Below are 14,352 nucleotides of genomic sequence, written 5' to 3'. Positions count from 1 at the left end.
GACACCGGCCGGGCAGGGCCGGCGCGCCGGGCGGACACCGGCCGGGCGGCGCCGGCGGGCCGGGGGCGGTGATCCAGGTGGCGGTGCTCCAGGTGGTGGTCAACGGATCGCGCGGCGCCGGCGACGGGGGTGCGGTGCCGATGACCCCGCGGGATCTGACGGAGTCGGCGGTGGAGGCCGTCGCCGCCGGGGCCGGGGAGGTCCTGGCGCACCCGAGGACCCCGTGCGGGCGGGAGAGCCTCTCGCCCCGGGTGGTCGGTCCGCTGCTGGAGGAGATGCGCGGCGCGGGGGTCCGCGTACCCCTCTCGGTTCCGGCCGCCGTCGACGCCGAGCCGGATCCCGCCGGGCGGCTGGAGCGGGTGCGGTCCTGGACGGTGCTGCCCGACCGGGCCCAGGTGCGGTTCGCGGAGCCGGGCGCCGGCGCGCTGGGCCGGGCCCTGCTGGGGCGCGGGGTGGCGGTGGACGCCCTGGTCCCGCTGGGCGGCGGGGCCGGGCCGGAGCCGCTGGCCCGGTTCCTGGAGTGGGCCCCGCCGGACCACGGCCGGGTGCGGCTGGTGGTGGAGCTGGCCGAGGCCGACCCGGCACTGGTGGCGGCGCTGCGCTGGCTGCCGCCGGTGCCGGTCCTGCTGTACGGGCGGGACGCGGCCGCCTGGCCGGTGCTGCGGATGGCCGCGCGGTGCGGTGCCGGGGCGCGAACCGGCGTAGGCGACGTCCTGCACCTGCCCGACGGGCGGGCGGCGCGCTCCAGTGCCGAACTGGTGGCCGCCGCCCGGGAGCTGCGGGACGCCGCTACTGCGACAGCCGGGATCCGGTGAGGCGGGCGCCGAAGACGTCGTCCGGGTTGGACAGGGCGCACTTCTTCAGCGAGAGGCAGCCGCAGCCGATGCAGTCCGACAAGCGGTCGCGCAGATCGCTCAGTTGCCGGATCCGCTCGTCGAGCTCGGCGCGCCAGTTCTCGGACAGCCGCGCCCAGTCCTCGGGGGTGGGGGTGCGCCCCTCCGGCAGTTCGACCAGCGCGACGCGGATGTCGGCCAGCGGTATGCCCACGCGCTGCGCGGCGCGTACGAAGGCCACCCGGCGCAGCGCCTCGCGCGTGTAGCGGCGCTGGTTGCCGGAGGTACGGCGGCTGCTGATCAGCCCTTTGGCCTCGTAGAAATGCAGTGCGGAGACGGCTGCCCCGCTGCGCGCGGAGAGCTGGCCGACCGTGAGTTCGTGGACGTTCTCGGGAATCTGCGGCACGCGGCCGAGCCTAGTCGGAGATCCGTTGACAGACGCATGCGGGCCCCAGCATGCTGAGCAAACGCTTATTAGTTGCGCGACAGCGGACGACAGGGGCAGGGCATGGCCGAACCGAGGATCTTCACCTCCGCCGAGGAACTGCGCGCCGGGATCGGTGACGCGCTCGGCCCGAGCGGGTGGCTGGAGGTGGACCAGAAGCGGATCGACCTCTTCGCGGACGCGACCGGCGACCACCAGTGGATCCACGTGGACCCGGAGCGGGCCGCCTCGGGCCCCTTCGGTTCCACGATCGCGCACGGCTATCTGACGCTGTCGCTGCTGCCCAGCCTGGTGCCGCAGATCATGCGCGTCGAGGGCATGCGGATGGGCATCAACTACGGCACGGACAAGGTCCGCTTCCCGGCTCCGGTGCCGGTCGGCTCGCGGCTGCGCGCCACGGCCGTGATCACGGCGGTCACCGAGGCGGGCGAAGGCGTGCAGGTCGCGGCGACGGTGACGGTGGAGCGCGAGGGCGGCGCGAAGCCGGTCTGCGTCGCGGAGTCGGTGTCCCGCTACTACTTCTGAGCCACGGGCGCGGCGGCCGGTCGGGCACCCACCATGCGGAGCACGAGGTCGGCGTAGAGCGCGCCGACCTCGTCGGGCGTGCGGTGCCCGGCGGTACTGAACCAGCGGGCCACGTCGATGCACAGGGAGAGCACGGCGAGGGTGGTCCCGGGGACGTCGGGGACGTCGAACTCCCCCGCCCGGACCCCCTCGGCGATGATGCGGCGCACCGCGGCGTCGCTCTGGCGGCGCAGCGCCACGATCTCGCCGCGGTGCTCGGGCGCGAGCGCGTCGAGCTCGTACTGGACCACGCGCGCGGTGGTGTGGTGCGCGGCGTGCCAGCCCACGAAGGACCGCACGGCCGCGTCGAGCCGGTCGGCGGCCGTCCCGGGCCCGGCGGCGGCGGTCTCCAGGATCTCCAGCGCCTTGTCGTGGCCGATCCGGCTGATGCGGTGGAGCAGTTCTTCCTTGGTCTTGTAGTGGATGTAGAGCGCCGCCGGACTCATGCCGGCCCGGCCCGCGATGTCGCGCGTGGTGGTCGCGTGGTAGCCGCGTTCGGCGAAGGCTTCGACGGCCGCGACCAGCAGCCGCCGCGCGGCGTCGGGGGTGACCTCCGACCACGCCTGGTAGCCGCTGGTATCCGCCGCGCTGTCCATCGCTCGCTCACCCTCTTCCCCGTGTGGAAGGCACACCCTACCGGAGGGTGAGCAAGCGCTTAGGCAGGATTCCGTGGGGGCCGCCGTCGGCTCAGAAGGCGGAGACCCCCGTGCGGGCGCGGCCGATCAGCAGCTTCTGGATCTGGCTGGTGCCCTCGTAGAGGGTCATCACGCGGGCGTCGCGCAGCAGCTTTCCGGCCGGGTACTCGTCGATGTAGCCGTAGCCGCCGTGGACCTGGAGGGCGTTGCCCGCGGCGCGCACGGCCGCTTCGGAGGCGAAGAGCTTGGCGGTGGAGGCCTCGGTGGCGAAGGGCCGGCCGCGGTCGATGAGGTCGGCCACCCGCCAGGTCAGCAGCCGGGCGGCGTCCACGTCGACGGAGATGTCGGCGATCAGCTCCTGCACCAGCTGGTGGTGGGCGATCGGCTTGCCGAACTGCTCGCGCCGGGAGGCGTACGAGACGGCCGCGTCCAGCGCGGCCTGCGCGATGCCGACGCAGCCGGCGGCCACCGACATCCGGCCCTTGGCCAGGGCCGACATGGCGACGGAGAAGCCCTTGCCCTCGGGGCCGAGCATCGCGGACGCGGGCACGCGGACGCCGTCCAGGGCGAGCTCGGCGGTGGCCTGACCGCGCAGGCCCAGCTTGCCGTGGACCTCCCGGCGAGTCAGGCCCGGGGTGTCGGCGGGGACGAGGAAGGCGGAGATCCCGCGGTGGCCGGGGGCGCCGCCGGTGCGGGCGAAGAGCAGGACGACATCGGCCCAGGTGCCGTTGGTGATGAACATCTTGCTGCCGCTGATCACGTACGCGTCCCCCTCGCGCACGGCCCGGGTGGTGAGGGCGGCGGCGTCGGAGCCGGTGCCGGGTTCGGTCAGGCCGAAGCAGCCGAGGGCCTCGCCGGAGCAGAGCCGGGGCAGCCAGTCGCGCTTCTGCTCCTCGGTGCCCCAGGCGGCGAGGGTCTTGGCGACCAGACCGAGGGAGACGGAGACGATGCCGCGCACCGCGGAGTCCCCGCGGCCCAGTTCCTCGGTGACGAGCGCGTAGGAGACGTGGTCGCCGCCGGAGCCGCCGTACTCCTCGGGGACGGTGAGGCCGAGGAATCCGAGGTCGCCGAGCTTCTTCACGATGGACCGGTCCACGCTCTCGGCGCGGTCCCACTCGGCGGCGTACGGGGCGATCTCGCGCTCGCTGAACGCGCGGGCGAGCCGGCGCACGGCTTCCTGCTCCTCGCTGAGCTCCAGGTTCACGGGTGCCTCCGGGTGGGGCGCGGTCGCGGGTGCCGGGGCCTTTAACTAGCACCGGTAGTTTATGGCGGGCAGGGCCTACTATGTGGCGCATGGCCAGACCGCGCAAGCCCCTCCTGAGCAGAGACCGCATCGTCGAGGCGGCCGGTGCGCTGGTGGACGCGGAGGGGCTGGAGGCGGTGTCGACGCGGCGGCTGGCCGCGGCCCTCGGGGTCAGCGGGCCCTCGCTGTACAACCACTTCCGGACCAAGGACGCGATCCTGGAGGCGGTGGCGGACGCGGTGAGCGCCCGGGTCGACCTGTCGATGTTCGAGGCCTGCGGCGGCGATGACGGCGACGGGAACGGGAACGGGGACGGGGACGGGGACGGGGACGGGGACGGGAACCGTCGCGGCCACGGGAACGGTCACGGAGCCGGTGACGGTGACGGCGGGGCGCGCCGGGACTGGCGCGAGGCCCTGCACGCGTGGGCGCACTCGTACCGGGACGCCCTGGCGGACCATCCGAACATCGTGCCGGTGCTGGCACGGGGGCCGGGCCGGCGCCCGGCCGGGCTGCGGCTGGCGGACGCGGTGTTCGGGGCGATGACGGAGGCGGGATGGCCGCCGGCCCATGCGACGCGGATCGGCGCCCTGATGCGCTACTTCATCCTGGGCTCGGCGGTGGCCTCCTTCGCCCGGGGGTTCGTGGACGACGAGGCGGCGTACGACCCGGTGGACTACCCGCACCTGGGGCAGGCCCACCTGCTGGCGGAGCGCAGGCGCGAGGTGGACGAGGGTGCGTTCGAGACGGGCCTGACGGCCCTGCTGGACGGCCTGTCCCTCCAGTACGAGGCCCTGCGCCAGCCGGGGGCCTGACCCGACCGACCGCACGGGGCGGGGTGCGGCCGGCCGGCCGGACCGGGGCCCGGCCGGATCAGAAGACGACCAGGGAGCGGCCGCCCTTGCCCGCGAGCATCGCGTCGAAGGCGGCGGGGATGCCGTCGAGGGTGATGCGGTCGGTGACCAGCGCGCCGAGGTCGAGGCGGCCGGCCCGCACGTGGTCGGCGATCACCGGGAGGTCGCGCGCCGGATCGCTGTTGCCGTAGACGCAGCCGCTGAGGGTGCGGGCGTAGTGGAAGATCTCCAGCGCGTGGAAGGTGACCTGCTGCTCCTTGCCGCCGATGCCGACGACCGTGGTGCGCCCGCCCCGGCGGGTGGAATCCCAGGCTCCGCGGATGGTCTCCGCGCGGCCCACGCACTCGACGGCCACGTCCGCGCCCTGACCGGCGGTGAGCGCGCGGATCTGCTTGGCGGTGGTCTCGGAGGCGAGCACGAAGTCGGTGGCCCCGGCGGCACGGGCCAGTTCCTCCTTCGCCGGGGAGAGGTCCACCGCCACGACGGCCCCCGCCCCGGCGATCCGGGCCGCCTGCAGGGCGGCGAGGCCGACCCCGCCGACACCGAACACGGCCACCGACTCGCCGGGGCGGACCTGGGCGCTGTGGTGGACGGCCCCGTACCCGGTGAGGACGGCGCAGCCGAGCAGGGCGGCTTCGGGCAGCGGGATCCCGGCGGGCGCGGGCAGCACGCAGTTCGCCGCGACGACGGTCTCCTCGGCGAAGGCCGCGACGTTCAGCCCGGGGTGCAGCTCGGTGCCCTCGGCGTCGTGGGCGTAGACCGCGCCGACCCCGGTCAGGGCCTTGGCGCAGAGCCAGACCTCGCCGATCCGGCAGTGGTGGCACTCCCCGCAGGACGGGGCCCAGTTGAGCACCACACCGTCGCCGGGTGCGACGTGGGTGACGCCCTCGCCCACCGAGACGACCGTCCCCGCGCCCTCGTGGCCGAGGACGGCGGGGACGGGCACCCGCATGGTGCCGTTGGTGAGGGAGAGATCGGAGTGACAGACCCCGGCTGCGGCGAGCCGCACCCGGACCTGCCCGGGGCCGGGTTCGGGCAGCACGATGTCCCGTATCTCCAGCGGGGCTCCGACGGCGGGCAGGATGGCGGCGCGGACCATGGTCTTCGTCTCCGTGTCTTCGGGTGCTGCGCGGTCGCGGTCAGAACTGCAGGGACTTGGTCTGGAGGTACTCCCCCAGGCCGTGCGGGCCGAGCTCGCGGCCCACGCCCGACTGCTTGTAGCCGCCGAAGGGCGCGCGCACGTTGAAGCGGCCGCCGTTGATGTCCACCTGGCCGGTGTCCATGCGGCGGGCGAAGGCCACGGCCGTCTCCGCGTCCGCCGCCCAGACGGCGCCGCCCAGGCCGTACACCGTGCCGTTGGCGATGCGCAGGGCGTCCTCCTCGTCCTCGTAGGGGAGGATCGCCAGGACGGGACCGAAGATCTCCTCCTGGGCGATGGTCATCTCGGGGGTGACGTCCGCGAACACGGTCGGGGTGACGAAGTACCCGTGCTCGTGCGGCGCTTCGGAACCGCCCGCGACGAGGCGCGCGCCCTCCTCGACGCCCTTGTCGATGTACGCGCGCACGCGGGCGCGCTGCTTGGCGTTGATCACCGGGCCGAGGCGGGTGCCCGGGTCGCGGGGGTCGCCGGTGGGGTACTTGGCGACGGCGGCCACCGCGAGGGACACGGCCTCCTCGTACTGGTCCCGCTGGACGAGCATGCGGGTGAGGGCGTTGCAGCTCTGACCGGAGTTGCTCATGACGTCGGCGACGCCCGCGGCGACGGCCTTGGGCAGATCGGCGCCGGGCAGGATGACGTTCGCCGACTTGCCGCCGAGTTCGAGGGCGACGCGCTTGACGGCGGCGCCGGCGATGGCGCCGATCTTCTTGCCGACGGCGGTCGAGCCGGTGAAGGAGACGAGGTCGACCCCTTCGTGCTCGGCCAGCGCTTGTCCGGCGACCGGGCCGGTACCGGTCACCAGGTTGAAGACTCCGGCCGGGATGCCCGCCTCGTGCGCGGCTTCGGCGAAGAGCTGTGCGGTCAGCGGGGTGTCCTCGGCCGGCTTGAGGACGAGGGTGCAGCCGGCGGCGAGAGCGGGTGCCACCTTGGCAACGACCTGGTGCAGGGGATAGTTCCAGGGCGTGATGGCCCCGACCACACCGACCGGCTCCAGCAGCACGGTGGAGTTCCCGATCCGCTCCTCGAAGGCGTACTCGGCCGCCAGCTCGGCGTAGGAGGAGGCCACCGCGATCGGGGCCCCGACGTGGACGTTCTCCGAGAAGCCGGAGGTGGCGCCGAGTTCGGCGGTGATCGTCTCGGCGATCTCGCCCTTGCGGGCCGCCAGGACGTCGCGCAGCGCACCGATCAGGGCGGCCCGCTCGGCCGGAGCCGTGGCCGCCCAGCCGGGGAGGGCCGCGCGGGCCGCGCGTACGGCCGCGTCCACGTCCTCGGCGCCCCCGGCCGGGACGGTGGCGATGACCTGCTCGTCGGCCGGGTTGACGACCTCGATCCGGTCGGTTCCGGCGGCGGGTCGCCACTCCCCGCCGATGTACATCCCGTCGTGGGCCTTCATGGCATTCCTCCCGAGCACGCACGAGCGCGTAGAGCTGACGTCGTCGACACCCTACAAACTAGCGCCGGTAGTTTTCGGGGCACCAGGGCCCGCCCGGCTCAGATGATGCCGAAAAGCATCCCTGCCGCCAGCACCACCAGGGAGGTGAGAGCCGCCCATTTCACTGTGAAACGGGTGTGGTCGCCGAACTCGACCCTGGCCATGCCGACGAGGACGTATACGGCCGGAACCAGCGGGCTCGACATGTGCAGGGCCTGGCCGACCAGGGAGGCGCGGGCGATCTCCAGCGAGGAGACCCCGTGGGCGGCGCCCGCCTCGGCGAGGACCGGCAGGACGCCGAAGTAGAAGCCGTCGTTGGACATGAAGTAGGTCAGCGGCAGACTGAGCAGCCCGGTGACCAGGGCCATGTGCGGGCCCATGCCCTCGGGGACGGCACCGACGAGCCAGTCGGCCATGTGCTTGACCATGCCCGTTCCGCTGAGGACGCCCGTGAAGACGGCTGCGGCGAAGACCATGCCGGCGACGTTGAGGACGTTGTCGGCGTGGGCGGCGATGCGGGCCTTCTGGTCCGGCATGTGGGGGAAGTTCACGGTGAGCGCGAGGGCGGCCCCGAGCAGGAACAGCACCGGGATCGGCAGCAGCTCCATGATCATCGCGGTGAGCAGGGCGACGGTGAGGCCCGCGTTGAACCAGTAGAGGCGCGGGCGCAGCGTCGGACGGTCGGGGTCGAGCCCCTGGAAGCCGTCGCCCTCGGGCGCGGCGGCGGAGGCACCGCCCGCACCCGCGGCGGAACCGGGGCCGGAGGCGGAGGAGGAACCGGAGGCGGAGGAGGAACCGGGGGCGGAACCCGGGCCGGAGGCGGAACCGGGGGCGGAATCCGTGGCGGAACCGGAGCCACCGCCCCCGGGCGCCTTCTCGTCCGGCTGCGCGCCCGCGTCCGCCCTGCCGCCCGAACCGACCGCGACCAGGGACTCCTCCTCGGCCTCCGCCTCCCCGGGCATCACCAGGGAGCCGACGCGGCGGCGCTCGCGCAGGCCCAGCACGTAGGCCAGGACGAACACACACAGGAGCCCGACCGCGAGGGCGGGGATCATCGGGACGAAGATGTCGGCCGCGTCCAGCTTGAGGGCGGTGGCGGCGCGGGCGGTGGGGCCGCCCCAGGGGAGGGTGTTCATCACGCCGTTCGCGGTCGCGGCGACGCCCGTCATGACCACCAGGCTCAGACCGAGCCGCTTGTAGAGCGGGTACATGGCCGAAACGGTGATCATGAAGGTGGTCGAACCGTCCCCGTCGAGGGAGACGATCGCGGCCAGCACGGCCGTGCCGACCACGACCCGCATCGGATCTGCCTTGCAGAAGCGCAGGATGCCCCGGACGATCGGGTCGAAGAGGCCGACGTCGATCATCACGCCGAAGTAGACGATGGCGAACATCAGCATGGCGGCGGTCGGGGCGAGCTTGCCGACGCCGTCGATGACGTAGTCCCCCAGGTGCGCGCCCTTGCCGGCGAACACGCAGAAGAGCGCGGGGATGAGGACGAGCGCCGCGATGGGCGACATTTTCTTCAGCATGATCAGGACCAGGAAGGTCGCGATCATGGCGAAGCCGAGGAAGGTCAGCATGCAGGGGAACCTAGGTGCCGCCTCCTTGTGCCAACAAGACGTCGACGCGTGAGCAATACGAGCAAAACCCCAGCTCAGGGCAGGGGTACGAGTTCGACGGGGAAGCCGTTGAGCACCGCCGTACCGGAGAGCGGGTCGAGCCGGGTGCCGTCGAGGAGCTGGTTGACGTTCACTCCCGGCTCGGCGGCCGCCACCGCCAGGCGGGTGCCGTCCCGGTCATGGCCCCAGCCGTGCGGCAGGCTGACCACACCGGCGCGAACGGCGTCGGTGACCTCCACGGGGACCTCCAGGCTGCCGCCGTCGGCCGTGACCCGGGCCCGGCCCCCGTCGGTCAGTCCGATCCGCTCCGCGTCCCGCGGATGGACCTGGAGGGTGCAGCGGTTGGAACCTCCGGTGAGGGCCGGGACGTTGTGCAACCAGCTGTTGTTGGACCGCAGGTGGCGGCGGCCCACGAGCACCAGGGCGGCGGGGCGGCCGGTGAGCGCCGCGCGCAGTCGGGGGAGCTCGGCCGCGATCGGGTCCGGGAGCAGCTCGATCCTGCCGCTGCGGGTCCTGAGCAGACCCGGGRGCCGGGGCCGCAGCGGGCCGAGGTCAATGCCGTGCGGGTGGGCGAGCAGCCTCTCCAGACTCAGCCCGCCCTCCGACCCGCCCGGCTGCCCGCCCGCCGACCCGCCCGGCTGCCCGTCCGGCTGCCCGTCCGACTGTTGCCCTGCGACGCCGAACAGGTCTCCGTACGGGCCGAGTCGCAGCATCAGGTCGAGCCGCCGTTCGGGGCCGTTCTCGCCCGTGAGGAGCTTCGCGAGGCGGGAGGGGTCGGCTCCGTGGAGGGGGGAGCGCCGGTCCGCGGTCTCCCGGGCGAGGGCGCCCTGGATCGCCGTCTCGTCGACGACGGACGGCTCGGCGGCGCCGTGCGTGCCGGAGACGGCCAGGACGAGGCGCGCGTGGATCTCGCACTCGTCGAGCCGCCCGGCTTCGAGGGGGACGGCGGGCCGGGTGTAGCGGACCTGGTTGCGGATGGCGAAGCCGTTGAAGGCGAAGTCGTGGTGCGCGCTCTGCGACGGGGGCGGCGGAGGCAGGACGACGTGGGCGTGGCGGGAGGTCTCGTTGAGGTACGGGTCGACGCTGACCATGAAGTCCAGCCCGGCCAGGGCCGCGTCGAGCCGGCGGCCGTCGGGGGCGGACAGCACGGGGTTGGCGGCGATGGCGATCAAGGCGCGGATCCGCCCCGGACCCGGGGTCTCGATCTCCTCGGCGAGGGCGGCGATGGGCAGTTCGCTCTTGGCCTCGGGATGGCCGGAGACCCGGCTGTGCCAGCGGCCGAGCGCGAACCCCCGGCCGGGTCCGGCCGCACGGGGGCGCGGGCCGGTCGCCGGAAGCGGGAAGAGGGCCCCGCCCGGCCGGTCGAGGTTGCCGGTGAGGATGTTCAGTACGTCGACCAGCCAGCTGGCGAGCGTCCCGTACTCGACGGTGCAGCTGCCGATCCGCCCGTAGACGGCGGCGGTGGGCGCGGCCGCGAGATCACGGGCCAGGTTACGGATCTCGGCGGCCGTGAGGTCGCAGGCGGGGGCCACGGCCTCAGGAGTGAAACTCCCGAGGGCGTCGGCGAGTTCCCCGAGCCCCTCGGTGTGTCGCGCCAACGACCCGGGAGCGGACAGCCCTTCGGCGAGCAGGGTGTGCGCGACGGCGGCGAGCAGCAGGGCGTCGCTGCCGGGGCGGGGTGCGAGGTGCCGGTCGGCGAGCCGGGCGGTGCGCGTCCTGCGCGGGTCGACGACGACGAGGGTGCCGCCGCGCGCCCGCAGCGCCTTGAGCCGGCCGGGGAAGTCGGGGGCGGTGCACAGGGAGCCGTTGGACTCGACCGGGTTGGCGCCGAGCAGGAGCAGGAAGTCGGTGCGGTCGAGGTCGGGCACGGGGATGGCGAAGGGGTCGCCGAACAGCAGTCCGCTGGAGACGTGTTTGGGCATCTGGTCGAGGGTGCTGGCGGTGAAGAGGTTGCGGGTGCCCAGGGCGCCCACGAGCAGCGGCGGGTAGAGGGCGCCGGCCATGGTGTGGACGTTCGGGTTGCCGAGGACGACGCCCACGGACTGCGCCCCGTCTTCCCGGACCAGGGCGGGGACGGCTGCGGCGATGGCGTCGAAGGCCTCCTCCCAGGTCGCCCGGCGCAGGCGGCCGTCGCGGCGGACGAGAGGGGTGCGCAGCCGGTCCGGGTCGGCGTCGAGCGCTCCGAAGGCGGCGCCCTTGGGGCAGATGAAGCCGCGGCTGAAGACGTCGTCGCGGTCACCCCGGGCACCGGTGACGGTGGTCCCCTCGATGGTCAGGGTGAGGCCGCAGGTGGCTTCGCAGAGGGGGCAGATGCGCGGGGCGGTGCGGGGCATGGGCCCTCCAGGGGGCGGCAGGCCGCGGCACGGGCAGGGATCTGTGGGCGACCCGGCCCGGCCCGGCGGCGCGGGCACGCGGGCGCCCCGAGCATACCGACCGGTAGGCACGTCGGGGAGGGGGTTGCGCCGGCCGGTTGGCTCCGGGCCGTTCAGTCCAGGACCCGGGCCAGGTAGGCGTGCATCATCGCCCGCGTCTCGGCGACGATCGCGGGGTCCCCCGCCGGGTCGGACCGGAAGGCCAGCTGGACGAGCGCGTCGGTCGCCTCGACGGCGACCAGCACCGCGCGCTCCAGTCCGGCGTCGGGGACGAGCCGCAGATGCCCGCACAGCAGCTGGGTCAGGCGCGTGGCGACCAGGTGGTTCGGGTCGGCGGCGGGCCCCTCCGCGGGCGGCGCGGGCACACCGAAGTCGACGAGGGCGAAGCCCGGGACGTTGCGCTTCATGGCCAGGTACTCGTCGAGGACGGCGTCCACGACGGGCCGCCAGTGGGTGGCCGGCAAGACGGCGAGGCGCCTTTGGATGCCGTCGGCGTACCGGTCCAGGTTGCGGTGGGCGAGGGCGACGGCCATGGCCCGCTTGTTCCCGAAGAACCGGTAGACGGATCCGATGGGCACGCCGGCGCGCAGGGCGACGGCACGGGTACTGAGGTTCTCGTAGCCGGTCTCGTCCAGGAGCTCGGCGCAGGCGTCGAGGATCCGGGCGAGACGGTCGGCGCTGCGCTGCTGGACGGGGGTCCGGCGCAGGGGGTGGGCGGGAGGCACGGGGTCCATGATGCCGCTCCTGGCGTGTGGTTCGGGTGAACGCGACGGCCGGCCCTCAGTTCAGCAGGAGGGTGAGCCCGCCGAGGGTGTACGTGACCATCAGCGCGAGCAGCGGGAGTTGGCCGGCCACGGCCCTCGTGGGCGGGAAGAGGCGTACGGAGCGGTCGTGGGCGGCGATCACGCCGAGTACGTGACCGGCCACGACGGCGATCACCTGGAGGGCCGCGAGACCTCCTGAACCCAAGGGGGGACTGGGCACGGGGGCATTGTCAGTGCCCAGTGCCATGATTACTGTGCGTGGTCCTTCGGTGACGAGGAGGGAGAAGTAATGGGCGATGAGATAGCCGAGGGCGATCGGTACGAGTGAGTGCGCGAAAGCGGTCAGCGGGCGGGGGTGCGGGCCGCTGACGAGGCGGGTGGCGACGGCGCACAGGCAGTAGAGGGTGGCGACGAGGGCGATGGAAGCGAGCAGTCCGAGGGTGGCCGTGGGGGTGCGGCCGAGGGAGGAGGTCTGAACGGCGTTGATCCAGGCGGGGTTGTCGGAGTAGCCGTCGTAGGCGGTGGACCCGAGCAGGACGCAGACGGTGGCGACGAGTCCGGGCCGCTCGGGCGTCGCGTCGAGTCCGTGGAAGGGGTTGCGCAGGGCCAGGTGACCATCGCCGCGGCGGCCGAGCGGTGAGAGCCGGGCCAGGAGGTCGGAGTAGGCCTCGAAGGCGTCGGCGTCGGCGAACCACCGCTCGCCGAAGCGGGCGGCGAGCAGCAGGTGGAGGGCGGCGTAGCCGGTGATGGCACAGAGGAGGGTGGTGGTGGATGCGGGATCGGGGGCGGCGAGCTCCAGCCAGGTGAAGCCGAACAGCCCGGCGGCGGCGGGCCATTGGCCGAGCCGGGCGGGCAGGGGGCGGCCCTCGCCGGGTGGGCGGCGGCGGATCCGGCGGAGGAGCCGGTGCAGGGTGCGCAGCGGGTTGAGCAGGCGCCAGGCGGGGCCGAGGAGGAGGGAGGCGGGGACGAGTCCGACCCAGAACAGGACGTAGACGGCGCCGGGAGCGGGGTTGCGGGCGGGGTCGTCGGGACCGAGGAGGAGGTGGAGGAGTACGGCGAGGGCTGCGGCGAGGCCGAGTCCGCGCAGGGTGGTGCGGGTGGCCGGCGCGTCGGCCACCCGCTGGAACCCGGCGGGCAGGGCCAGACCGGAGCGGTCGCCGCGGAAGCGGGAGACCGACCAGAGGAGGCCGAGTGCGAGGAAGGAGACGAAGAGTGCGGTGAAGGCTCCGGCGAAGGCGTAGAAGGGAGAGATGGGCAGGTCGTGCTGGGAGCCGAACCCGTGCGCGAGCAGGACCTGCGGGTCGGCCGGGTGAAGGACCACGCTCCGGCCGGGCCCGGGGCCGAACGCCGCCACCGCTCCCGGATCCGCCGGCGGTCCGGGCCGGACGCCGGACCACGCCCCGGGCGCTGAAGCCCGGCCCGGGACCGCCGCCCCGAGGCCGGGGGTCATCGGACCAGGAGCTGGGTCAGGACCAGCCCGGACTCATGGGTCTCCACCTCGAAAAGGCCCGTGCGGTCGGCCGTCAGGACCAGGGTCTCCTCCTGGCCCGCGGGGAGGGCGAGTTCCTTGTCATAGCCGTGGACATGGAGGGTGTCGGAGCGGTCGCTGGTGACCCGCAGGGCGACGCGTTCCCCGCGCTTGACCTCGGTGCGGCCGGTGGCGGGGACCACCTTGCCGTCCCGGACGGCGAGGGTGACGGTGCGGTCGGCCTGCGGAGCCCCGGAGGGCGCCGCCGAGCCGGTCGGCGCGGGCGCGGCATGGCTGTGGGACGCCTCGCCCGGCGGGCCCACGGTCAGCGGCACGGACACCTCGACCGGCTTGCCGGCGACGGCCCAGGCCGTGTGGTCGTCGGCGTAGAGGCGGACGGTCAGGGTGTGCGCGCCCTCGGGCACCTGCGCCGCGGGCAGGTGGAACCAGGGGCCGTACACGCGGGCCAGCTTGTGGCCGTCGAGTTCGAGGTGGGCGTGGCCGGCGCCCGGGAGGGCGGCGCCACCGGTGCTGTCGGGGGTGAAGCGGAAGTTGGTGACGGCCAGTTGGAGGTTCCAGCCGTCCTCGGAGTCGGGGCGGGCGGTGAGCTTGACCTCCGGCGCGCCCCGGGCCGGGACCTCGCGCAGGCGGTGGCCGCCGCCGTCCTGGGTGTCGAGCAGGGTCCCGGTGCTGCCGGAGGCCTGCTCGTGGGTGGTGCCGGGTTTGTGGTGGGTGGTGGCCCTGCCCCCGCAGCCGGTGGCCGCGCCGCCCGCGAGGAGCAGGAGGAGGGCGACGAGCGCGGCCGTGCGGGTGGGGCGTCGGGGCGGCCGGGTGGTGCGGGCGGGTGGGCGGCAGGCGTCGCACCGGATGCGGTCCTGTGCGGGGACGGTCACTTCGGGCCTCCGATGGAGGTTCGGGCCGGCCGGCCACCGCCCCCGCGGACCCGCCCCCGCACCGCCAC

13 protein-coding genes are annotated in these 14,352 nt (G+C 74.2%); 3 read left to right on the top strand and 10 right to left on the bottom strand.

The genetic code is table 11. The features are described from left to right. A partial coding sequence (locus AB4039_RS18010) for a 3-keto-5-aminohexanoate cleavage protein (protein WP_442271182.1) occupies positions 1-815 on the top strand: 815 nt, incomplete at its 5' end. Here the strand turns inward: AB4039_RS18010 and soxR are convergent. Then, positions 790-1,239: a redox-sensitive transcriptional activator SoxR gene (gene soxR, locus AB4039_RS18005; protein ID WP_266838237.1), complete on the bottom strand. Its 450-nt coding sequence runs from the start codon at positions 1,237-1,239 to the stop codon at positions 790-792. The two genes, AB4039_RS18010 and soxR, sit on opposite strands and share 26 nt — an antisense overlap. A 102-nt stretch (positions 1,240-1,341) precedes the next feature. Here soxR and AB4039_RS18000 point away from each other — a divergent pair, with 102 nt between their 5' ends. Then, positions 1,342-1,803 (top strand): MaoC family dehydratase, encoded by a 462-nt coding sequence (locus AB4039_RS18000; protein ID WP_442271181.1) that lies wholly within the window; start codon positions 1,342-1,344, stop codon positions 1,801-1,803. Here AB4039_RS18000 and AB4039_RS17995 read toward each other — a convergent pair. Together AB4039_RS17995 and AB4039_RS17990 are read right to left on the bottom strand one after the other, a co-directional pair. Next, positions 1,794-2,438: a TetR/AcrR family transcriptional regulator gene (locus AB4039_RS17995; RefSeq protein ID WP_266838239.1), complete on the bottom strand. Its 645-nt coding sequence runs from the start codon at positions 2,436-2,438 to the stop codon at positions 1,794-1,796. The two genes, AB4039_RS18000 and AB4039_RS17995, sit on opposite strands and share 10 nt — an antisense overlap. Positions 2,439-2,529: 91 nt before the next feature. After that, entirely contained in the window at positions 2,530-3,681 is a 1,152-nt protein-coding gene (locus AB4039_RS17990) for an acyl-CoA dehydrogenase family protein (RefSeq protein ID WP_266838240.1), read from the bottom strand. A gap of 89 nt (positions 3,682-3,770) precedes the next feature. Between AB4039_RS17990 and AB4039_RS17985 the strand changes: the two genes are divergently transcribed. Further along, positions 3,771-4,535: a TetR/AcrR family transcriptional regulator gene (locus AB4039_RS17985; protein WP_442271180.1), complete on the top strand. Its 765-nt coding sequence runs from the start codon at positions 3,771-3,773 to the stop codon at positions 4,533-4,535. Between the two features lie 58 nt (positions 4,536-4,593). On the opposite strand, the gene AB4039_RS17980 is transcribed toward AB4039_RS17985, so the two are convergent. From AB4039_RS17980 to AB4039_RS17950, 7 genes are all read right to left on the bottom strand, one after another. Further along, positions 4,594-5,673: a Zn-dependent alcohol dehydrogenase gene (locus AB4039_RS17980; RefSeq protein ID WP_266838242.1), complete on the bottom strand. Its 1,080-nt coding sequence runs from the start codon at positions 5,671-5,673 to the stop codon at positions 4,594-4,596. Between the two features lie 40 nt (positions 5,674-5,713). After that, entirely contained in the window at positions 5,714-7,126 is a 1,413-nt protein-coding gene (locus AB4039_RS17975; protein ID WP_266838243.1) for an aldehyde dehydrogenase family protein, read from the bottom strand. 98 nt (positions 7,127-7,224) lie between these two features. After that, on the bottom strand, positions 7,225-8,748 hold the full coding sequence (locus AB4039_RS17970) for a CitMHS family transporter (RefSeq protein ID WP_442271179.1): 1,524 nt from the start codon (positions 8,746-8,748) through the stop codon (positions 7,225-7,227). Positions 8,749-8,822: 74 nt separating this feature from the next. Then, positions 8,823-11,120 carry a molybdopterin-dependent oxidoreductase gene (locus AB4039_RS17965; RefSeq protein ID WP_442271178.1) on the bottom strand — a complete coding sequence of 766 codons (2,298 nt, stop codon included), beginning with the start codon at positions 11,118-11,120 and terminating at the stop codon, positions 8,823-8,825. Positions 11,121-11,272: 152 nt separating this feature from the next. Then, a complete protein-coding gene (locus AB4039_RS17960) occupies positions 11,273-11,893 on the bottom strand; it encodes a TetR family transcriptional regulator (protein ID WP_442271177.1) in 621 nt (206 codons plus the stop codon). 46 nt (positions 11,894-11,939) lie between these two features. Beyond that, on the bottom strand, positions 11,940-13,244 hold the full coding sequence (locus AB4039_RS17955) for a hypothetical protein (RefSeq protein WP_442271176.1): 1,305 nt from the start codon (positions 13,242-13,244) through the stop codon (positions 11,940-11,942). Between the two features lie 125 nt (positions 13,245-13,369). Then, positions 13,370-14,173, bottom strand: a complete 804-nt coding sequence (locus AB4039_RS17950; protein ID WP_266841516.1) for a hypothetical protein — start codon at positions 14,171-14,173, stop codon at positions 13,370-13,372. Positions 14,174-14,352: the final 179 nt, after the last annotated feature.

It is taken from the genome of Streptomyces sp. M-16 (genome assembly GCF_052114405.1).
Lineage (GTDB): Bacteria > Actinomycetota > Actinomycetes > Streptomycetales > Streptomycetaceae > Streptomyces.
Note: the sequence above shows the minus strand (reverse complement) of the source record. Positions and strands in the feature narration are given on the sequence as shown.

Coding starts and splice junctions, on each gene's coding strand:
- AB4039_RS18000 (WP_442271181.1), top strand. CDS start 1,342: ATGGCCGAACCGAGGATCTTCACCTCCGCCGAGGAACTGCGCGCCGGG.
- AB4039_RS17995 (WP_266838239.1), bottom strand. CDS start 2,438: ATGGACAGCGCGGCGGATACCAGCGGCTACCAGGCGTGGTCGGAGGTC.
- AB4039_RS17985 (WP_442271180.1), top strand. CDS start 3,771: ATGGCCAGACCGCGCAAGCCCCTCCTGAGCAGAGACCGCATCGTCGAG.
- AB4039_RS17980 (WP_266838242.1), bottom strand. CDS start 5,673: ATGGTCCGCGCCGCCATCCTGCCCGCCGTCGGAGCCCCGCTGGAGATA.
- AB4039_RS17975 (WP_266838243.1), bottom strand. CDS start 7,126: ATGAAGGCCCACGACGGGATGTACATCGGCGGGGAGTGGCGACCCGCC.
- AB4039_RS17970 (WP_442271179.1), bottom strand. CDS start 8,748: ATGCTGACCTTCCTCGGCTTCGCCATGATCGCGACCTTCCTGGTCCTG.
- AB4039_RS17960 (WP_442271177.1), bottom strand. CDS start 11,893: ATGGACCCCGTGCCTCCCGCCCACCCCCTGCGCCGGACCCCCGTCCAG.